The organism is Microbacterium sp., assembly GCF_031988965.1.
Taxonomy (GTDB): Bacteria; Actinomycetota; Actinomycetes; order Actinomycetales; family Microbacteriaceae; genus Microbacterium.
In genome coordinates, this window is the sequence record NZ_DALZXX010000052.1 from 1 (window position 1) to 17,513 (window position 17,513).

The 17,513-nt window shown below is 68.4% G+C and carries 18 protein-coding genes; 6 read left to right on the forward strand and 12 right to left on the reverse strand.

The annotated features are described in order from the left end of the window. The 3 genes from RTM68_RS10410 to RTM68_RS10420 all read right to left on the reverse strand — a co-directional run. On the reverse strand, nt 1–800 hold an 800-nt coding region (locus RTM68_RS10410; RefSeq protein WP_312170595.1), incomplete at its 3' end, for an ABC transporter permease subunit. 28 nt (nt 801–828) lie between these two features. Then, nucleotides 829–1,911 (reverse strand): ABC transporter ATP-binding protein, encoded by a 1,083-nt coding sequence (locus RTM68_RS10415; protein WP_312170597.1) that lies wholly within the window; start codon nt 1,909–1,911, stop codon nt 829–831. Next, entirely contained in the window at nt 1,908–2,564 is a 657-nt protein-coding gene (locus RTM68_RS10420) for a TetR family transcriptional regulator (protein ID WP_312170598.1), read from the reverse strand. Before RTM68_RS10420 ends, RTM68_RS10415 begins: the two co-directional genes overlap by 4 nt. Nucleotides 2,565–2,625: 61 nt before the next feature. Here RTM68_RS10420 and RTM68_RS10425 point away from each other — a divergent pair, with 61 nt between their 5' ends. The 5 genes from RTM68_RS10425 (at nt 2,626) to RTM68_RS10445 (ending at nt 9,102) form a co-directional block, all read left to right on the forward strand. Further along, nucleotides 2,626–3,741, forward strand: coding sequence for a methyltransferase (locus RTM68_RS10425; protein WP_312170599.1), 1,116 nt, complete (start codon nt 2,626–2,628; stop codon nt 3,739–3,741). A 377-nt stretch (nt 3,742–4,118) separates the two neighbouring features. Continuing rightward, nucleotides 4,119–5,423, forward strand: a complete 1,305-nt coding sequence (locus tag RTM68_RS10430) for a glycine betaine/L-proline ABC transporter ATP-binding protein (RefSeq protein WP_312170600.1) — start codon at nt 4,119–4,121, stop codon at nt 5,421–5,423. Continuing rightward, nucleotides 5,423–6,451 (forward strand): proline/glycine betaine ABC transporter permease, encoded by a 1,029-nt coding sequence (locus tag RTM68_RS10435; RefSeq protein ID WP_312170601.1) that lies wholly within the window; start codon nt 5,423–5,425, stop codon nt 6,449–6,451. The genes RTM68_RS10430 and RTM68_RS10435 overlap by 1 nt, the downstream gene beginning before the upstream one ends. An 82-nt stretch (nt 6,452–6,533) precedes the next feature. Continuing rightward, a complete protein-coding gene (locus tag RTM68_RS10440) occupies nt 6,534–7,451 on the forward strand; it encodes a glycine betaine ABC transporter substrate-binding protein (RefSeq protein WP_312170602.1) in 918 nt (305 codons plus the stop codon). Between the two features lie 190 nt (nt 7,452–7,641). Then, complete coding sequence (locus RTM68_RS10445; protein WP_312170604.1) at nt 7,642–9,102, forward strand: lipase maturation factor family protein; 1,461 nt, start codon at nt 7,642–7,644, stop codon at nt 9,100–9,102. A 155-nt stretch (nt 9,103–9,257) separates the two neighbouring features. On the opposite strand, the gene RTM68_RS10450 is transcribed toward RTM68_RS10445, so the two are convergent. The 5 genes from RTM68_RS10450 to RTM68_RS10470 form a co-directional block, all read right to left on the reverse strand. Further along, the gene (locus RTM68_RS10450; RefSeq protein WP_312170606.1) at nt 9,258–10,025 is read right to left on the reverse strand and encodes an ABC transporter permease; all 768 of its coding nucleotides are present in this window, start codon (nt 10,023–10,025) and stop codon (nt 9,258–9,260) included. Continuing rightward, the gene (locus RTM68_RS10455) at nt 10,022–10,807 is read right to left on the reverse strand and encodes an ATP-binding cassette domain-containing protein (RefSeq protein WP_312170608.1); all 786 of its coding nucleotides are present in this window, start codon (nt 10,805–10,807) and stop codon (nt 10,022–10,024) included. Before RTM68_RS10455 ends, RTM68_RS10450 begins: the two co-directional genes overlap by 4 nt. Beyond that, entirely contained in the window at nt 10,804–11,175 is a 372-nt protein-coding gene (locus tag RTM68_RS10460) for a DUF1048 domain-containing protein (RefSeq protein ID WP_312170610.1), read from the reverse strand. The genes RTM68_RS10455 and RTM68_RS10460 overlap by 4 nt, the downstream gene beginning before the upstream one ends. A gap of 2 nt (nt 11,176–11,177) precedes the next feature. Beyond that, a complete protein-coding gene (locus tag RTM68_RS10465; RefSeq protein ID WP_312170611.1) occupies nt 11,178–11,546 on the reverse strand; it encodes a PadR family transcriptional regulator in 369 nt (122 codons plus the stop codon). Between the two features lie 240 nt (nt 11,547–11,786). Further along, entirely contained in the window at nt 11,787–12,509 is a 723-nt protein-coding gene (locus RTM68_RS10470) for an SGNH/GDSL hydrolase family protein (protein ID WP_312170612.1), read from the reverse strand. 143 nt (nt 12,510–12,652) lie between these two features. On the opposite strand from RTM68_RS10470, the gene RTM68_RS10475 reads away from it, so the two are divergent. Continuing rightward, nucleotides 12,653–13,129 (forward strand): adenylyltransferase/cytidyltransferase family protein, encoded by a 477-nt coding sequence (locus RTM68_RS10475; RefSeq protein ID WP_312170613.1) that lies wholly within the window; start codon nt 12,653–12,655, stop codon nt 13,127–13,129. A gap of 45 nt (nt 13,130–13,174) precedes the next feature. Here RTM68_RS10475 and RTM68_RS10480 read toward each other — a convergent pair whose 3' ends face one another. From RTM68_RS10480 to RTM68_RS10495, 4 genes are all read right to left on the reverse strand, one after another. Continuing rightward, complete coding sequence (locus tag RTM68_RS10480) at nt 13,175–14,176, reverse strand: magnesium and cobalt transport protein CorA (protein ID WP_194762958.1); 1,002 nt, start codon at nt 14,174–14,176, stop codon at nt 13,175–13,177. Nucleotides 14,177–14,506: 330 nt separating this feature from the next. Further along, nucleotides 14,507–15,349: an SDR family NAD(P)-dependent oxidoreductase gene (locus RTM68_RS10485; protein ID WP_312170614.1), complete on the reverse strand. Its 843-nt coding sequence runs from the start codon at nt 15,347–15,349 to the stop codon at nt 14,507–14,509. Next, nucleotides 15,346–16,257, reverse strand: coding sequence for a hypothetical protein (locus RTM68_RS10490; RefSeq protein WP_312170616.1), 912 nt, complete (start codon nt 16,255–16,257; stop codon nt 15,346–15,348). The genes RTM68_RS10485 and RTM68_RS10490 overlap by 4 nt, the downstream gene beginning before the upstream one ends. 176 nt (nt 16,258–16,433) lie before the next feature. Then, a partial coding sequence (locus RTM68_RS10495; RefSeq protein ID WP_312170617.1) for a glycoside hydrolase family 3 C-terminal domain-containing protein occupies nt 16,434–17,513 on the reverse strand: 1,080 nt, incomplete at its 5' end.

Below are 17,513 nucleotides of genomic sequence, written 5' to 3' on the forward strand. Positions count from 1 at the left end.
CAGCCGCGCAGATCCCGGGCGCGCAACGCGATGGCCGATCCGACGACGAACGCGACGCCCAGCCCCCACGTCAGGGCGAGGCCGCCGGGGTCGACGCCCTCGGCGAGGGGCGACTGCCGGTAGACCCAGGCATAGGGGGAGAACGCGTTCAGCCAGTCGAGGTCCTTCGACTGCTTGGCGAGCGCCTGCAGGATGTAGCCGACGACGGCGATTCCCGCGCCCACACCCGTCGCCCAGATGCGGCGGCCGGTCGCGGCGCCGGCGAGGAGGGCGCCGGATGCCGTGAGGAAGGCGAGCCCGGTGAGCGCCGCGCTCGCTCCGACGATGCGCCAGCCCTCGAGGCCGAGATCGGCGGAACCGTTCAGCGCCCAGACGACGAACCCCGAGAATGCTCCGAGCCAGAGCAGCCGCACGAGCACGGCCAGCGCGGATTCGAGGGCGTACTGAGCACGTCCGATGCCGTGGGCGAGGTCGAGCTCGGCGCGGCCGCTCTCCTCGGCGCCGGCAATCGCCGCAGAACCCCAGATCACCGCGGCGATCGTCAGCAGCAGGAAGCCCATCAGCCCGTAGAACGTGCTCTGGGTGTACCCCGCTCCGCTCGAGATCTGGTCGTATCCGATCGTCTCGACGAGCTGCTTCGGCAGGGCCGAGATGATGTCCTGCATCTGCCCGTTGCCGCCGATGCTCGGATACAGCGGCAGGTACAGGAACAACACGGCGGCGAGCCCGATCGTCCACCCGAGCAGGCTCCGCCACGAGTCTCGAACGTTGCGCCGGAACACCGGCAGGATGCCGTTCATCGCTGCTCCCCCTCGTCGGTCGAGGTGGTCATGTCGGTCGTGGGGGCTGTCGCGCCGCGTCGCGCTCGCCGGGTCGATGGTGCGGCGTCACCGGTGCGCAGGCCCGCATCCTTCGCGTCGGCGTCCCCCTCTGGCGCCGATGCCGTCTCTCGGTGGCGTCCGTCAGCGGAGGCAACGGCGCGGTGGATCGGGAGGTGGGGCCGTAGAGCCGCAACACGGACTCCTCGAGGTCGGGCTCCTCGACCGTCAGGTCGCGCACCTCGAACGGGGCGAGGGCCTTGATGAACGGATCGATCGCGCCGTCGATCGTGCCGGACAGGCGCAGGATGCCGTCGGCGTCGTGCACGTCGAGGCCCGTGAGTCCCGGGACCCGGTCGAACTCGGCGCGGGCCGCCGCGGCATCCGTCGTCGCGATCTCGGCGCGCACGCGGCGGATCGAGCCCAGACGCAGCGACGCGACGTCGCCTTCGGCGACCACCCGGCCGTTCGCGAGCACCGCGACCTCATCGGCGGTCTGCTGGATCTCGCTGAGCACGTGCGAACTGAGCAGCACGGTCTGCCCTGCATCCTTCGCCTCGCGCACCATCTGCAGGAACTCGCGCTGCACGAGCGGGTCGAGGCCGCTGGTGGGCTCGTCGAGGATCAGCAGTTCGGGTCGGTGCATGAATGCCTGGATCAGCCCGACCTTCTGCTTGTTGCCCTTCGACAGTGTGCGCACGGGACGGGACAGGTCGACGCCGAGGCGGTCGGCGAGGTCGCGCGCGTTGCGCAGGGTGACGCTCGAGTCGCGACTGCCCGAGACCTGGGCGTAGAACGACAGCATCCGGTGCCCGCTCGCCCGGCCTTCGAGGTGCAGCTCGCCCGGCACGTAGCCGATGCGCCGACGCAGGGCGGCGCCGCCGTGACGGGGATCCTCGCCGAGGATGCGCACGGTGCCCGATGACGGTCGGATGATGTCGACGAGCGTGCGCAGCGTGGTGGTCTTGCCCGCGCCGTTCGGGCCGATGAGCCCGAAGACGGTGCCGGGTCGCACGTGCAGGTCGAGCTCGTGCAGCGCGACGCGGCTGCCGTAGCGCTTGTGCAGACGGTCGATCTCGATGGTGTCGGTCATGATGCGTCTCCTTCCGGTGCCGGCGCCTCTGGGGCGAGTGCGTCACGGGCGCCGTCGAGCAGCGCGGTGGTCGAGTAGATGCCGTGGGTGAGCAGCTCGAGCGTGGGCAGAGTGGTGCGGATCAGGCCGGCGGGGCTCAGCTGATCGGTGCCCAGCGCGCGGGCGATCTGACTGCGCATCACGACCGGGCCGAGTCCGATCAGGGTCACGAGCAGCGTGGTCATCTCGGGGTCGCTCATGGGCTCGAGCATCCCGGCCGCACGCTGCTCGTCGAGCACGTCGCGGGTGCTCGCGAGGAAGCTGTCGAACAGCCGGTCGGCTGCGGGGGAGCCGTCGACGAGCATGCGCGAGAGGTAGTCGACGTAGGGGCCGTACCGCTCGAGGTCGTGCAGCGCCGTACGGATGCGGTCGCGGGTCGGGGCCTGGATCAGGTCGTGCTCCTCGTCGATGAACACACCGACCACGTGGTCGTCGCATTCGGCGCGCAGCGTGTTCTTGTCACCGAAGTGGTGCACGATCAGGGCCGGGCTGACGCCTGCCTCCTTCGCGATGCCGCGCAGGCTCGTGCCGTCGAACCCGTCGCGGGAGAAGGCGGCGATGGCCGTGTCGCGGATCCGGGCCCGAGCGGTGAGATCGTCAGAAGCTGAACGCATGTACAGCAGACTAAACAGGTGTTCAGTCGGCGTCAAGGGGTCACGCTCCTAGGCTGGAGACGTGGACTTCCCCTTCGCCAGACTGCGCCGCTGGCCCGATGTCGAGGCAGGCAACCTGCAGGCCCATGACGCGACCGACCTGCTGCTCGTCGAGCATGCGCTCGCGCTCGGGGTCGAGGGGCACGAGATCACGGTGATCGGCGACGAATACGGGGCGATCACGCTCGCGCTGACGGATGCCGGGCTCGACGGCGTCCGCGTGCACCAGGACCTCGCGACGGGACGCCGTGCGCTGGCCCGCAATGCCGATGAGCTCGGACTGTCCGGGTTCTCGACGCACGAGCTCGACGCATCGCTGCTCGACGGTGCCCGACTCGTGCTGCTGCAGCTGCCCAAGGCGCTCGCCGAACTCGAGGAGATCGCCGACGCCGTGGCCCGCTGGGCCGCACCCGACGTGGTGCTCGTCGCCGGTGGCCGGGTGAAGCACATGACCATCGCGCAGAACGACGTCCTCGGCCGCAGCTTCGCGCAGGTTCAGGCTCAGCGCGCCGAGCGCAAGTCCCGGCTGGTCGTGGCGACCGAGCCGAGAGAGGTCCCGGTCACGCCGCCTTTTCCGGTGACAGCGCAGCACGACGGACTGATCCTGGTCGCGCACGGCGGCGCGTTCGCGGGGGCGAAGCTCGACATCGGCACGCGGGTGATGCTCGGGGTGCTCGACCTCGACGGCGGCGAGCCGAGCCCGGGGCGCATCGCCGTCGACCTGGGCTGCGGAACCGGCGCGCTCGCCGTGTCGTACGCCCTCGCACACCCGGACTTCCGTGTCATCGCCACCGATCGCTCGGCCGCAGCGGTCGCCTCCGCCCGCGCCACGATGGCCGCGAACGGCGTCTCCGACCGCGTCACCGTGATGCACGACGACGCCGGGTCCGAGATCGCCGACGCCAGCGCCGACGTCGTGCTGCTCAACCCTCCTTTCCACCTCGGCAGCAGCGTGCACACGGGCGCGGCGACACGGCTGTTCGAGGCCGCCGCCCGCATCCTCCGGCCCGGCGGCGAGCTGTTCACGGTCTTCAACTCGTCACTCGGATACCGGGCCGAGCTGACGCGCCTCATCGGGACCACAGAGCAGGTCGAGCGCACCCCGAAGTTCACGGTCACGCGCAGCATCCGTCGCTGACGATCCGCCTCACGGAGGGGTGCAGAGCGGCCGCGGAAAGAGCGCCACGCCCGGCTGCCAGCCCGTGTCCGAAACCCGCGCAATCCCCCGGTCAGCCGCAGAAACTGAACGCCGATCGGAATGGCGGATTTGCCCCTGACCGGCCATTTCGTTACGTTGGAATGCGGGCCTGACGGTCCGTAGACCAGTCCGCGGCCACGTCCTTCTTTCGATGAGCTGTGCTGCGAAGAGGCGTGGGCGTACGGTCGATGCTCTATCGCGGTGGATCCGAAATCCGCCGTCCGCGCCGCCACAGCATGCACTCGAAACGGCCCTGAGAACATCACCCGGGCGTAACCGAAGCAGGCTCAGCCGCCGAGGCGAGCCGCAGGGGAAACGTGTCCGAAATCGCTCTAGAAGCGCGCAATCTGTACAAGGTGTTCGGCAAGAGTCCGAGCGCCGCCGTCCGTCGACTGAAGGCCGGTGAGAGCAGATCCGCAGTCAGCGACGCAGGAACCGCCGCCGTCATCGACGCGAGTTTCACCGTCAACAAGGGCGAGATCTTCGTGATCATGGGGTTGTCGGGTTCCGGCAAGTCCACCATCATCCGCATGCTCAACGGCCTGCACGAGGCATCCGACGGATCCGTCGTCGTGAACGGCGACTCGATCACAGGCATCCCCGCCGGTCGGCTGCGTGAGATCCGTCGCGACCGCATCTCGATGGTGTTCCAGCATTTCGCGTTGCTGCCGCACCGCACGGTCGCCGCGAACGTCGCCTACCCGCTCGAGCTGAAGGGCGTCGGCAAGGACGAGCGCCTGAAGAAGGCCGAGGAGATCCTCGCCCTGGTGGGCCTCGAGGGGCAGGCCGACAAGCTCCCGTCCGAGCTCTCGGGCGGCATGCAGCAGCGTGTGGGCATCGCCCGTGCGCTCGCCGCCGACTCCGACATCCTGCTCATGGACGAGGCGTTCAGCGCGCTCGACCCGCTGATCCGTCGCGAGATGCAGGAGCAGCTGCTTGAACTCCAGGAGAAGCTGCAGAAGACGATCGTCTTCATCACCCACGACCTCAATGAGGCCATGTTCCTCGGTGACCGGATCGCCGTGATGCGCGACGGCCGCATCGTGCAGATCGGCACGCCGGAGGACATCCTCACGGACCCCGCGAACGACTACGTCGAGCAGTTCGTGCAGGACGTCGATCGCGCCCGCGTGCTCACCGCCGCGAACGTCATGGAGCGTCCGCGCCCGGTCGTCGCCGAGACCGCGGGGCCGCGCACGGCGCTGCGCCAGATGCGCGACGCGTTCATGTCGGCCACCTATGTCACCGGCCGCGACCGCAAGCTGCTGGGCATCGTCACCGACCGGGATGCCGTCAAGCTCGTGCGCAAGGGCGTGTCGACCCTCGAGTCGATCATCAAGCCCGTGCCGCAGAGCGTGAGCGAGGACGAGGTGCTCATGAACCTCTTCATCCCCTCGGTCGAGTCGCCGCTGCCGCTCGCAGTCGTGGATGCCTCGGGTCGCCTGACCGGTGTCATCCCGCGCATCACCCTGCTCGCGGCTCTCGGCCCCGGGCCCGGCGCGACCGGCGAGCTCACCCTGCCGCTTCTGCCGATGCCGCAGGCCGAGATCGATGCAGTACTCGATGACGGATGGACGGCCGACCCGCAGCCGGTCGCCGGAACGACGGAGGAGGTGCGCTGATGGACGGTTTCCGCATTCCCCTCGGCAGCTGGGTCGCCACGGGCGTCGACTGGATCAAGACGAACCTCGACGGGCTGCTCGACGTCATCTCGTTCGTCGTCAGCTTCCTCGTCGACGGCCTCACTCGCGCGCTGCTCAGCCCGCACTTCATCGTCATCATCGTGATCGCCGCGCTCATCGCCTGGCTCGTGCGCTCGTGGCAGCTCGCGATCGGAACGGTCGTCTCGTTCGGGCTGATCGTGGCCATGGGCCTGTGGGTCCCGGCCATGCAGACCCTCGCCCTCGTGCTCGTCGCCGCGGTGATCGCCGTGCTGATCGCGGTGCCGCTCGGCATCTGGTCGGCGCGCAACGCCACCGTGCGAGCGATTCTCAAGCCCGTGCTCGACTTCATGCAGACCATGCCGGCCTTCGTCTACCTGATCCCGGCCATCGTGTTCTTCAGCATCGGCGTTGTCCCCGGACTCGTCGCGACCGTGATCTTCGCGCTGCCTCCCGGTGTGCGTCTCACCGAGCTCGGCATCCGCGGAGTCGACTCCGAGACGGTCGAGGCCGGTCAGGCGTTCGGTGCCAAGCCGGGTCAGATCCTGCGCGGCATCCAGCTCCCGCTGGCCATGCCGACGATCCTCGCCGGCGTGAACCAGGTCATCATGCTCGCGCTGTCGATGGCGGTCATCGCCGGAATGGCGGGCGCGGACGGCCTCGGGAAGATCGTCGTCGAGGCGATCTCGACCATCAACATCGCCAAGGGCGTCGAGGCCGGACTGGGCGTCGTGCTCATCGCCGTCTTCCTCGACCGCGTCACCGCGGCCCTGGGCGACCTCGGCAGCAACCGTTCGTCGCTGCTCGGCATGCTCGCTCGTCGTCGCACGGCGCACCGCCTCGACGCGGCATCCGCGTCGGCCGAGGCGTCGGCATCCGCATCCGCCCCCGTGTCGGCCGATGCCGCCGACGCGAAGGATGCCGCAGACGAGGCCGAGCGTGAGAAGGCCTCCCCGCGCCGCGCTCCCGTCGGCGGCGGCGTGCACTGACTCATCCCTCCCACAAGAGAACACGCAACACCGCAGTACACAGCAACACAGCACTCATATATACGGAACGAGAGAGACACACATGAAGAAGAAGTTCCTCACGATCGCGGCCATCGGAGCCGCAGCGACCCTGACCCTCGCCGGATGCAGCGGCGACGGCATGGGCGGCACCGGTGGAGGCACCGGGGGCGGAGACGCCGGATCGGGCGACAAGGGCACGATCACACTGGGCTTCCTGCCCTCGTGGACCGACGGACTCAGCACCGCGTACCTGCTGCAGGACCAACTCGAGAAGATCGGCTACACCGTCGAGATGAAGACGCTGACCGAGGCAGGGCCGCTGTACACCGGCCTCGCCCAGGGCGACGTCGACATGTACCCGTCTGCCTGGCCCGAGCTGACCCACGCCGAGTACATGGACACCTATGGCGACGACATCGAGGACCTCGGTGCGTACTACGACAACGCGAAGCTCACCCTCGCGGTTCCGGAGTACTCCGACCTGAACTCGATCGAGGACCTCGCGGGCAAGGGCGCTGAGCTCGACGGCAAGATCTACGGCATCGAGCCGGGTGCCGGCCTCACCGCGCAGACGCAGAAGATGATGCCCGAGTACGGCCTCGACAGCGAGTACGAACTCGTCACCTCGTCGACCGCGGCGATGCTCACCGAGCTGAAGTCCGCGACCGACAAGCAGGAGGACATCGTCGTCACGCTGTGGCGTCCGTTCTGGGCCAACGACGCCTTCCCCGTGAAGGACCTCGAAGACCCCAAGGGCGCGATGGGCGAGTCCGAGGCCCTGCACTTCCTCGGCACGAAGGGCTTCGCCGAGGAGTTCCCCGAGGCCGCTGAGCTGATCGAGCAGATCAAGCTCGACGACGAGCAGTACGGCTCGCTCGAGGACATGGTCGTGAACGAGTACGGCGAGGGCAACGAAGCGGATGCCATCGACGCGTGGCTCGAGGAGCACGGCAGCGAGTTCGACTGGGTCGTCAGCTGACCTGAGCCGTCGGTCGTTGAGCGAAGACGACGGAGTCGACTGAGACGAAACGCGGTACCGATCGTGCATCGGTGCCGCGTTTCGTCTCGCTCGGCGTCGCAGGGCTCGCTCGACGACCGCCTACGGGTGGCGACGCCGGCGGCGGCGCAACCCCCTCGGCCGAACGGCACCCGGGGCGTAGCCTGTGGGCGTGGACGGGTTCGCGGCGGTCGACTTCGGGTTCGCCCGCGAGGTCCTGCAGCGGGGAATCGCGGCGCTGTACCTCGTGGCGTTCCTGTCGAGCCTGAACCAGTTCCGTCCGCTGCTCGGTGAGCGCGGACTGCTGCCGGCGCCGATGCTGCTCGACTGGATCGGCGAGAAGCGGGAACGGCGGCGGATGCTGCATCCGACGCTCTTCCTGCGCATCCGATACTCCGACCGGCGACTCGCGCTGCTGTGCGGGGTGGGAATCGCCCTCTCGGCGATCCTGGTGATCGGCATCCCGCAGTGGGGCCCGCCGTGGGTGCCGATGCTGTGCTTCCTCGCACTGTGGCTCGGGTACATGTCGATCGTCAGCATCGGGCAGACGTTCTATTCGTTCGGCTGGGAGATGCTGCTGCTCGAGGCGGGGTTCCTCGCCGCGTTCCTCGGATCGAACGATCAGCCGCCGCCGACCGTCGTGATCGTGCTGTTCTGGTGGCTGCTGTTCCGGGTCGAGTTCGGCGCCGGGATGATCAAGATCCGCGGCGGCCGCGAGTGGCGCGACCTCACCGCGTTGACGTACCACCACGAGACGCAGCCGATGCCGGGACCGCTCAGCCGTCAGGCGCATCTGCTGCCGCGGTGGTTCCATCGGGGCGAGGTCATCGGCAATCACGTCGCGCAGCTGGTGGTGCCGTTCTTCGTGTTCGCGCCGATCGCGTCGATCTGGGTGCCCGGGCCGGTGCCCCAGATCGTCGGCGCCGTGGCTGCGGGGATCATGATCGCGACGCAGCTGTGGCTCGTCGCGACGGGAAACTTCGCCTGGCTGAACGGGGTGACGATCGTCATCGCGTTCTCGGCCGTCGGCCTGCCGGGATTCGGCGACGCGGTCGGCGCGGATGCGCCGTGGCCCGGCATCCCGCTGTACTGGTTCGTGATCACCGCGGCCGTGGCGCTGCTCGTGGTGTCACTGAGCTGGCCGGCCCTGCGCAACCTGTTCGCCCGCCGTCAGCTCATGAACGCCAGCTTCAACCGGTGGCAGATCGGCAACGCCTATGGGGCATTCGGCACGGTCACGAAGGAGCGGATCGAGATCATCGTCGAGGGATCGGTCGACGACGACGGTCTTCTCTGGCAGGAGTACGAGTTCAAGGGAAAGCCGGGCGACGTGCGTCGCATCCCGCGGCAGTTCGCGCCGTACCACCTGCGCCTCGACTGGCTCATGTGGTTCCTGCCGCTCGGGCGCTCGCTCGACGACTGGTTCACGGTGTTCCTGCTGCGGCTGCTCGAAGCGGATGCTCCCACTCTGGCGCTGCTCCGGGTCGATCCGTTCGACGGCGAGCGGCCGCGCTGGGTGCGCGCCGTGTCGTACCGCTATCGCTTCGCCACTCGCTCCGAACGTCGGGAGGACGGTGCGGTGTGGGTGCGCACGCGGCAGGCTGTGGTGCTGGGACCCCTCGGGCTGCGCTAGCGCGCTTCTGTGCGGCGTTCGTCTGCAGCGAAGGAGATCTCGGGCATCGAAGGACGGATGCGGTGATCGGGTCCTTCGGAGCGCGAGATCTCCTTCGGAGCGTTCCGTCACTTCGACTCGCTCCGCTCGCTCAGTACGGCGTTCGCTGCAGACGGTCAACTGACCTTCTTGCGGTAGGCGATGATCGCGAAGACGTAGGCGACGATCAGGATGCCGACGCACCACGCGAGGGCGACCCAGATGTCGGTGCCGACCGGCTTCTCGGCGAACAGCGCCTGGATCGTGTTCACGATCGACGTGACCGGCTGGTTCTCGGCGAACCACTGCACCGGACCCGGCATGGTGTCGGTCGGCACGAAGGCCGAGCTGATGAACGGCAGGAAGATCAGCGGATACGAGAACGCCGTCGCTCCGTCGAGCGTCTTGGCGCTGAGTCCCGCGATGATCGCCAGCCAGGTGAGCGCCAGGGTGAACAGCAGCAGGATGCCGATGACGGCGAGCCACGCGAGGGGGCCGGCGCCGGTGCGGAACCCGAGCAGGAACCCGACGGCGAAGATGATCGCCAGCGTGATGCCGTTCGCGACGAGCGAGGTGAGCACGTGCGCCCACAGCACGCTCGATCGGGCGATCGGCATCGAGTGGAAGCGCTCGAAGATGCCGCTCTGCAGGTCGTTGAACAGGCGGTACGCCGTGTAGGCGATGCCGGACGCCACCGCGATCAGCAGGATGCCCGGGAGCAGGTAGTTGACGTAGTTCTCGGAGCCGATGCTCTGCTTGAGCGCCCCTCCGAAGACGAACACGAACAGCAGCATCAGCGCGATCGGGGTGACCGCCGTGGTGATGATGGTGTCGGTGCTGCGGAAGATGTGCCGCATCGAGCGGCCGGTGAGTGTCGCGGTGTCGGCGACGACGTGCGTGCTCATGCTGCGGCTTCCCTTCCGGGTTCTCGCGTCGACGGGGTGCCGACGAGGGTGAGGAAGATCTCCTCCAGGGTGGGCTGCTTCTCGACGTACTCGACCTTCGCGGCGGGCAGCAGGCGCTTGAGTTCTGCGAGGGTGCCGTTCGCGATGATCCGGCCCTCGTGGAGGATCGCGATGCGGTCGGCCAGCTGCTCGGCCTCATCGAGGTACTGCGTGGTCAGCAGCACGGTGGTGCCGGTGTTCGCGAGTTCCTTGACGACGTCCCAGACCTCGATGCGAGCCTCGGGGTCGAGGCCGGTGGTCGGCTCGTCGAGGTAGATGACCTCGGGGTGCCCGACCAGGCTCATCGCGATGTCGAGGCGACGGCGCATGCCGCCGGAGTACGTGCCGACCTTGCGGCCACCGGCATCCGTCAGCCGGAAGCGGGTGAGCAGGTCGTCGGCGACGGTCGCGGCATCCGGCAGGTGCCGCAGCTTGGCGACGAGGATGAGGTTCTCGCGTCCGGTGAGGATCTCGTCGACGGCGGCGAACTGCCCGGTGAGGCTGATCCGCTGTCGCACGGCGAGCGGGTCGGCGGCGACGTCGACGCCCTGCACGGTGGCGGTGCCGGCATCCGAGGTCAGCAGGGTGGAGAGGATGCGGACGATCGTGGTCTTGCCTGCGCCGTTCGAGCCGAGCAGGGCGAAGATCGATCCCTTCTCGACCTCGAAGTCGACGCCGCGCAGCACAGTGAGGTCCTTGTAGGACTTCTCGATGCCGCGCACGGCGATGGCTGGGGCGTTCATGATCGTGACTCCTTCTTCTTCGCGTCGTCGACCGCGCCGATCAGGCGGGCGCGTTCCTTGTCGATCCAGTGGGTTCCTCCGTAGGCCTCGGCGTACGTCTCGGCGAACGAAACGGGGTCGTCGCCGACGATGTCGCCGATCGGGGTGCCGTCGAGGGAGGCGCGCTCCCACAGATCGGCGAGGTCGAGGAAGATCTGCACGAGGATGTCGCCGTCGGTGATGCCCCCGTAGTACATCGTGTAGCGGTGCTGGGCGTTGGCGACCGTGCGGTAGGGCTCGGGCAGGGCGTCGATGCGCTTCTTCGCATCGCGGTACTGCTTCTTCTGCTCGAGTGGTCCGGTGAGCGCTTCGATCCACTTCGCGGCCATGGTCAGTTCTCCTTGTTCGTGGTGTCGGTGTTGTTCGGGGTGTCGGCGTCGTTCGTGCGGAGCCGTTCGATGTGCTGGGCGAGGAAGCTCCAGGTCTTCCAGAACTCCTCGAGCTCCTGCGTGCCCGCCGGGTTCAGGGAGTACACCTTGCGGGGCGGCCCCTTCTCGCTCGGGACCTTCTCGACGTCGACGAGCTTCTTCTGCTCGATGCGCACCAGCAGGGCGTAGATCGTGCCCTCGGCGATCTCGGTGAATCCGTGATCGCGGATGCGGGCGGTGATCTCGTATCCGTAGGCCGGCTGCTCGGCGAGGAGAGCGAGCACGATGCCCTCCAGGGTGCCCTTGAGCATCTCGGTCATCTGCTTGCCCATGAGAGCCGCCTTCCGTCGTTCCAGTACTCAGTGTTGCTGGGTACCGGTACAAAGTAACACCGAGTACCGGTACTTAGCAACACCGAATACTGAATTTCTCGGATGGAGCGGCGGGCTCGCCGTCCACGACTCAGCAGAAGAGTGCGCCTCGGCGGCGATATGGCCGGAATCGGGCGCGGTCAGGACCGTTCATGCTGAGTGGTGAACGCGTCGGCTCGGAGACCCCGAGCGAGAGAGGCGTCAGACGAGACGCGCGGCGCGCACCTGGGCCTCGAGCAGCGGGATCGCCCGCGAGACGGGCGGTCGAAGACCCAGAGCGGTCGCGAGTTCGAGAGCCAACGCGGCGTGGCCGGCGGCGTTCGGGTGGAAGGGATCGTTCATCATGCCCCACGGCACGCCGCCGCCACCGAACTCGGTGAAGCGCGCGTGCTGGTCGACGAGGATCACGTCGTCCGTCGCGGCGACCTCGCGCACGGCATCCGCGAACTCCGCGAGCCGCGCGCGCTCGGGGGCGTTGACGGCGTCGATCGACGGCGGCGTCTGCAGCACCGGGATCGCCCCCAGGGTGCGCACGCGTGCGACGAACTCGCGCAGCGATGCCGCGAACTCGGCCGGTTCGACGAAGGGGCTGCCCGGCTGGATCGACATGTCGTTGGTGCCGATCATCAGGGTGACGACGTCGGGGCGCCACGATGCCACGCGCCTGTCGAAGTCGCCGAGGATGTCGGGCAGACGGTGACCGCTGATCGCCGAGTTGATCACGGCGTCCCGAGTGCGTCCGAGCTCTCCGCGGATCAGCTCGTGCACGTGCTCGGAGTAGCTGCGGCCGCCGTGCGTGTGCACGAGTCCGTGCGTGATCGAGTCGCCGGTGATCACCCAGTTCAGCGGGTCGGTGCTCACCAGGGAATCGGCGAGGCGGCGGAGGTCAGAGGCAGCGGATGCGGTCACTTCGGCGTTCGACACGGTGTCGAGCCTAGCGGCGCGGGCATCATGCCCGGCGGCTCCGGGCTCGGATGCCCAGTGGCTCCGGGGGCCGCGCCGACGGGCGGGCGCGCAGATCTCTATAGGATTCTCTGGGACACCGAACGATTCACAAGGGGGAGCGGATGTCGCTCGAGCACGTCACCAAGCACCAGGATTACAACCCGGGACCGCGCGTCGGGATCACATTCTCGACGTTCGACCTGCTGCACGCGGGGCACATCATGATGCTGGCCGAGGCCAAGCGGCAGTGCGACTACCTCATCTGCGGACTCCAGATGGATCCCACGCTCGACCGCCCCGAGAAGAACGCTCCGACCCAGACCGTGGTCGAGCGTTACATCCAGCTGCGGGGCTGCGAGTACGTCGACGAGATCGTGCCGTACTCGACCGAGCAGGACCTGGAAGACATCCTGCGCTCGTTCAAGATCGACGTGCGCATCGTCGGCGACGAGTACGCGGACCGCGACTTCACAGGCAGGGAGTACTGCGAAGAGCGCGGCATCGAGCTGTACTTCAACGCGCGCGACCACCGCTTCTCGAGCTCGGGTCTGCGCAAGATCGTCGCCGCCAAGGAGGCGGAGCGCACCGCACGCGTATGAGTGTGCGGCGCGCTCGCGCGCTGAGTGCTCACCGCGATCGCCTGCTCAGAGCCACTTCTTGTACTTGAACACTCCGTAGAGCCCGATGGCGAAGGCTGCCATCGCACCGATCGCGAGCGGGTATCCGAACGACCAGCTGAGCTCGGGCATCCCCTCGAAGTTCATGCCGTAGACGGTGCCCACGAGCGTCGGCGCGAAGATGATCGCCGCCCACGACGAGATCCGCTTGATCTCGTCGTTCTGCGCGAGTCCCGCCTCGGTCTGCCGACGTGCGACGAGGGCGGAATGCACGGTGAGCGCGTTCTCGAGGATCGCGCGGAACGAGTCGACCCGCTCGTTGACGCGGATGACGTGGTCGAGCACGTCGCGCAGCGACCGCTGCAGCTCCTCGTCGATGCGGTACTTCTCGGACCCGCGGCGCAGCCATTCCAGCATCCCGGCCAGCGGGTGCACTGCGCGCTGGAAGTTGATGACCTCGCGCGAGAGCTCGTAGATGCGCCGTGAGAGTGCGTCGTCGTCGCTGTCACCGAAGAGCTGATCCTCGATCTCGTCGATGTCGTTGAGCAGGCCCGTGACGATCGGCTCGTAGCCGTCGACGACCTCGTCGAGGATCGCGTAGAACACGGCCTCGGGTCCCATCGCGAGCAGCTCGGGGTGCGCCTCCATGCGGCGGCGGACGGCCGCGAGGTCGGGCGACTCGGCGTGCCTGATGGTCACGACGAAGTCGGGGCCGACGAACAGGTGCAGCTCGCCGAACTCGATCGATTCCTGCTCGTCGCGGTAGCGGGCGGGGCGCAGCACGGCGAAGAGCGTGTCGCCGTAGCGCTCGACCTTCGACCGCTGGTGGCCCGAGAGCGCGTCCTCGACGGCGAGCGGATGCAGGTCGAACTCGCGTGCGACCGAGGCGACCTCCTGAGGGCTCGGCCGGTAGAGGCCGATCCAGGCGATGCCGCCGTGGGAATCGAGCGACCGGTAGGTCTCGTCGAGGTTCTTCGGGGTCTCCACGCGACGTCCGTGGACGTACACGCCGTTGTCGATGAGGGCCATGGCTGGCTCCGTTCTCGCAGGCGCACTGCCTCGTCAGAGAGGGAGTGCGCAGAATTCGTCAGGGGGCGGAAGACGCCGCCGACGGCTGCGGAGCAGGACGTGCAGGTGCGGAGCGGGAGCTCAACGCACGGATGCCGTCAGACGCGACGCAACGAAGGCGGCGTCGCAACTATCACCGGACATCGCCATCACCGCCTCTCGCGCTCTGAAGGGGTCAGTTGACCCGGTGTGCCAGCATACTCCTGCTCACCCCTCCCTTCGAATCGCTCACCTGGCAGTTTCCCGGGCTTCAGATCTGCGAAGTGCGCGATTCGAACAGAGGGGATGCGGTCAGGCGGCCGGGATGCCGACGAGCTCGGCGCTCCTCTGCCAGAGGGCTTCCGCCAGCGCGGCGTCCTCGATGCGCGGGTTGACGCGTCGTGTCAGCACGCGCTCGTCGTAGTACTCGCCGGAGATCCAGGTCTCATCGGGTGTTCCCTCGACGAACCAGGTCAGGTTCCTGCCGCCCTTCTCGCTGCTGATGAGCAGAAGGTGCCTGAGCGGAGTGCGGTAGACCAGGCGCATGACGGTGCTCGAGTCCGAGGCGAAGTTCGTCTGCACGGTGCCGGGGTGGAAGGCGACCGAGGTCAGCCCCTCGCCGTGGAACTTCGCGTGCAGGCTCTTCGTGAACAGCACGTTCGCGAGCTTCGCATCGCCGTATGCCCTGTTGGCGCTGAAGTTCCTGCGGTTGTCGAGGTCGTCGACGTCGAGCTTCGCGAACAGCCGATGCGCGACGCTCGAGGTGTTGATGATGGCGGCGTGGCCGGTGCGCAGCTGCGGCAGCAGCAGGTTCGTCAGCAGGAACGGTGCCAGGTGGTTGACCTGGAGCGTCTTCTCGAAGCCGTCGACCGTCGGGGTCTGGTCGCCGAAGATTCCTCCGGCGTTGTTCGCGAGCACGTGGATGCCGGTGTCGCCCACCGCATCCGCGATACTCGCGGCGAGCTCGCGCACATCGTCGAGCCGCGCGAAGTCGGCGGTGAACCACTCGGCCCCGGTGTCTGCGGCGACCGCGCGGGTCTTCTCGGGCGATCGACCCACCACGATCAGCCGGTGGCCGGATGCCGCGAGCTGGCGCGCCGAGGCCGCACCGATGCCGTCGGATGCTCCGGTGAGGACGATCGTCTTCGAGGTCATGCGTCCGCGCCAGGGAAGGTGCGCGGAGGAGTCGAGCGCTGCGGGGAGTGCGGGTCGATGATCGGCATCCGTTCGGGGTCGGTGTTCGGTGTGTCCGTCGGTGTCTCGGGCGCCGCCGGGGATCGTGTCGACTGCGAGCCGCTTGCTGCAGAGCCACCGGTCGCCGAGCCGCCTGGTGCCGAGCTCGTCAGCTCACGGGCGACCTGCTTCTCGAGCACCTCGACCGCCTCGTCGCTCAGCAGGATCAATCCTTCGAGCTCATCGCGCACCCGGCGGTAGGCGACGTTGCGCTCGGCCTGCGTGGCCGACTCGTCGACCGCGACCTTGAGCAGCTGCTGGGCACGGTCGAGACGCTTGCGCTCGGGTTCGGTGAAGGTCGAGTCGCGCAGGCGTCGGGCATCCTTCTCGGCGATCTCGAAAGCCACGGCGTAGGCGCCCACCGCGTCGAGATACTCCGACACCTGGCGTTCGGTGACGCTCGCATCGGCGGACGCCGGGCGCAGAGCATCCGCCGTCTTCTTCGCACGCAGGAAGGCGGCGACCAGCGGCTGACGTCCGTCGCTCATCGCCGGGTACGCGATCAGCTTGGCGACGTCGAGCTCGTAGTCGAGCCAGCGCGCGGTGATCTCGTCGTGCTCGGCGAACAGTCGCTCGAGCAGGGTGTTCGGGGCGACGGCCGCGGCCGTGTCGACGATCACGGGGCCGGCGTGCAGGGTCTTGCCGCGCGCCTCGAGCTGGGCGGTCTTGATCTCGGCCTTGAGCCTCAGAGTCTCGATGCGTCGTTCATGACGCCGCTTCGAGCTGCGCTCCCAGGCCTTGGCGGCGCCACCGGCCATGCCCATGATGGGGAACACGAGCCACCAGTAGTTGCCCGCGAAGATCCAGAAGCCCCGGATGAACTCGTCCATGATGCCCTCAGCCTACTTCGCGGACGTCGCGGCTCCTCGGTGTCGCCGGGGCGACCGGACCCGGGCCTCGGGCTCGAGCACGGCTTCGGAGTTCACTGCCGACACGCCGGGTCGGTCGACCCGGACCCGGCGTGTCCCGGCATCCGCTCCGAAGCCGTGCCCTCGGGGAACCCGAATCAGCCGCGCTGTGCGCGCTCGACCAGGGCGACGAGCTCCGCCCGCGGCAGCGGGAAGCCGTCGAGGCGCCCCACCGGGAAGTTCCCGAGCATCTTGAGCATCTCGTCGCCCTCGGCGCCGAACTTCTCGGCGATGACCGTGCTGAACTCCGCGCCGACCACCGGGTCGGCGAGAAGCTCCTCGAACGACGAACCGAGGGTCACGGGCAGCACGACGTCATCGCCCGAGACGGAGACGGTGGTCTGCGCCCGCAGGTCGCGGCTCGACGAACCGACCTCGATCGCGTACTCGCCGCCCTCGACGACCCAGCCGTCGATGCGGGTGTCCCAGTAGGCGAGCTCGGCGCGGCGCAGGTGCAGTTCGACCTGCGCGGTCTCGCCGGCCTCGATCAGCACCGAGGCGAAGGCCTTGAGCTCGCGGGGCGCGCGCTGCACCGTCGACCCGGGCAGGCTCGTGTACGCCTGCACGACCTCGCGGCCGGCGACCGCTCCGGTGTTCGTGACCGGCACCGTGACGATGACGTCGCCCGAGTCGGCGACGGATGCGGTCGCCTCGCCGTACGAGAACGTCGTGTACGACAGGCCGTGACCGAACGGGTACGCGACCTCCATGCGGCGGGCGTCGTACCAGCGGTACCCGACGAGCAGTCCCTCGCCGTACACGGAGTGGCCGTGCTCGCCGGGGAAGCTGCCGAACGCGGGAGTGTCCTCGAGGCGCAGCGGAATCGTCTCGGCCAGTCGGCCCGACGGGTTGACGACGCCGAACAGCACGTCGGCGGTGCCGCCGCCTCCGGCCTGGCCGAGCAGCCAGGCCTCGACGATCGCGGGCACCCGGTCGGCGAAGGGCAGCGCGACGACGCCGCCGTTCGACAGCACGACGACGGCGTTCGGGTTCGCCTCGAGAACCGCGTCGAGCAGTTCGAGCTGGGCGGCGGGCAGGTCGATGTGCTCGCGGTCGAAGCCCTCGGACTCCTCGTGCGCGGGCACTCCCAGGAACACCACAGCGACGTCGGCGGCGGATGCCGCGGTCACGGCCTCCTCGCGGAGCGCGGCGGTGTCGGAGTCGGGGGCGTCGTCGAT